This is a genomic window from Albimonas pacifica (genome assembly GCF_900113695.1).
GTDB lineage: Bacteria > Pseudomonadota > Alphaproteobacteria > Rhodobacterales > Rhodobacteraceae > Albimonas > Albimonas pacifica.
In genome coordinates, this window is record NZ_FOQH01000050.1 from 1 (window position 1) to 2,538 (window position 2,538).

General features: G+C 68.5%; 2 protein-coding genes. Both read left to right on the top strand.

Annotation, left to right across the window (positions count from 1 at the left end; translation table 11 throughout):
* Positions 1–224: 224 nt before the first annotated feature.
* Positions 225–887 (top strand): hypothetical protein, encoded by a 663-nt coding sequence (locus BM064_RS26510; protein ID WP_092866580.1) that lies wholly within the window; start codon positions 225–227, stop codon positions 885–887.
* Positions 888–1,020: 133 nt separating this feature from the next.
* Positions 1,021–2,352 (top strand): hypothetical protein, encoded by a 1,332-nt coding sequence (locus BM064_RS26515; RefSeq protein ID WP_092866583.1) that lies wholly within the window; start codon positions 1,021–1,023, stop codon positions 2,350–2,352.
* Positions 2,353–2,538 lie beyond the last annotated feature (186 nt).

The window sequence follows — 2,538 nt, forward strand, 5'->3', positions numbered from 1 at the left end:
GGAACCTCCGGAACCCGCCTCGTCCTCCAGCCCCCCGCCCACGGCGCCCCCCTCGACCTCGACGCAAAACCCTACGCAAACCCCGTCCACTGGGCCGCCTTCTCCGTCACGGGAGTGTAGATGGCGTCGCCGACGGCCGGCGAAGCGCCCTGGCGACGCCGGCGCCGCGCTGAGCGCGATGCCTAACCGTCGAGCGAGACGCACTCGGAACAAGGAACCTGACCATGTCCCTGTCGATCGGCTCCGGCCCCCGCAGCGAACCGGGCTCGGCGGCGCCCGCCTCCTCGGAAGAGCCTTGCGAAGGTTCGGCGCCGGGCTTGCAAGACGCTCCCAGCTCGACCGAGCTCGATCGCATCGCCTTCGACCGCCTTCTCGCCCGCGCGACGCCGGATCTTTCGTTGCAGATCCTCGCGGACGGAGAGCCGCGGGCCGATGGGCGCGTTGCCGAAGGCGAATCGATCGTCGTGCGGCTGGATCTGCCCGAGGCGCTTGACGGCGCGCAGGGAATCCTGCTGACGCGCAACGAGGCGGGCGATATCCGGCTGCTCTCCAACGTGGCGACGACCTCGGGCGCCCTGCGATGGCGGCGCAGGCTGGAGGTGCCCCGCCAGGACGCTTCGCTCGACGGGAGCGGGCCCACCGCCTGGCTGAGGTTCGAAGGCGAGGGGCGCCACGAAATCCTCGCGGTGCTCACGCCGTCGCGTCGCCCGCGCTTCGACCGGCACGCCATCTTCGGCGGCCCGACGGCTGGTCGGGACGAGGGGTCGCACCGGGTCGACCGCGTGCCGGCCGGGGCGCTTTGGGACCTTGTGGCGCGTGCAGGCTGCGGATCGTCGCCGCTGGAGTCGTGTTGCGTGTTCATGGAGGTCGCGGCGCCGACGCCCTGACGCCCTGCGCCGTGAAGTCCGCCGCAGCGCAGGCACTAAACGTCAATAAACGTCATTCGCATTCAAAACGATTTGATTGCCGTCAATATTGGTATAGCGTGACCTTCAGGAAGCTGAACCGAAGGAGGCCGCCATGCCCAGGGATGCAGACGACGCGTTTGATGTGCGCGACAGGGACCTGACGAAATCGATCTCGCCCCGCCTCGTCGCCGGGATGCGGGCGAACCAGGCGAGCCAGGCGCACGCCTTGGCGGAAACCGACGAGCGCTACATGACGACGGACGTCCTGATGCGCCCGGGCGTGCTGCGGCGGCGGCTGGAAAAGCTGAAGGAACTGCGGCTCTACACCAAACCCAACCCGGAGGCGGGGATCCGCGAGGTCATCAAGCAGAGCGCGCGGATCTCGGTGCAGTTCCACGAGCGCGCCTACCGGTCGGATGGCGGCGGCCGCAAGGCGACCGGGCGCTGGGTGCCGCTCTCCGACATCAACGACCACAACGGCAAGCGCGGCGCCACGTACTTCGACAGGGTGCTGCGGGTCGAGAAGGACGACGGCGACCGGAGCGCGATCGAAACGCCCGAGGACCGGAGGTCTGCAAAAGCCATGGAGGCGAAGGAAGCGAAAGACCGAAACACCGGCGTCGCTCGCCTGCCGCGCTACGACATGCTGCTCCTCGCGAACGCCTACGGCCTGCCGCTCTGGGTCCTCGAGGTCGAGAGCGACGACCTGTTCGAGGACCTGGTGACGATCGAGGCCGACGCACGTGCGTCGGACGACGAAAGCAAACCTCTGCTCATGGAGATCACGGCGAAGCGCTTCTTCCTCCTCGCGGCTGAGAACTACTTCCTGGCCGCGGCGGAGCGGCCCCCGAGCCCGCTCCTGGTCTTCACGAGCATCGAGGAGGCGGCGCGCAAGGGGCATCGAGCCGCGCGGCAAGAACTCGGCTACCCTGACGAGGCGCCTGAAAACACCGCCGGGGCGCAGGGCCCTTCCATCGGGTACAAGAGCGGCCCCGTCATCACCAACACCGAGCCGGCGATCGACGCCGGCGCGGAGTTCTGGAACCTCATGGAGATCGCGGACTGGAAACCCGGCGAGCCGGTGGAGTGCCTTCTCTTCCTGGTCGACGGCGACGGGGATGTCTACCTGCTGTCGAACCAGGAGATCACCGGTGGAGACGTGCTCCACAGGGACACGTTCCAGAACCCCCGCGTCCCTCACCGCGCCTGGACGCTCCAGCCCGGCAGGAGCCAGTTGCTGCTGGTCATGGCCCGCTACGAGGCGGATCTGAACATGCGGCTCGACCGCGCCGCGTGCTTCCAGGCCACCAAGGGCCTGGCGGAGGGCGAGGCTCCAATGGTGACGGAGGACCAGTTCGACGATCTGCGCCGACGCCTGCTGCGGCGGCCGGACGAAAACTGGAAGATCTACGCAAAACCGTTGAAGGTGCGGGAACCCGCCTGACCCCGAGGCGCGACCGGCTTGACCAAGACCGCCGCCGGAGCCCTGCTTCGGCGGCGGTCTCACGTTCATGTCCCTTTGCCGATCCCCACCGTCCCCGCCCCTACACCCCTGTGAGGGAGAAGGCTGCCCAGTGGACGGGGTTTGCGTAGGGTTTTGCGTCGAGGTCGAGGGGGGCGCCGTGGGCGG

Coding starts and splice junctions, on each gene's coding strand:
- BM064_RS26510 (WP_092866580.1), top strand. CDS start 225: ATGTCCCTGTCGATCGGCTCCGGCCCCCGCAGCGAACCGGGCTCGGCG.
- BM064_RS26515 (WP_092866583.1), top strand. CDS start 1,021: ATGCCCAGGGATGCAGACGACGCGTTTGATGTGCGCGACAGGGACCTG.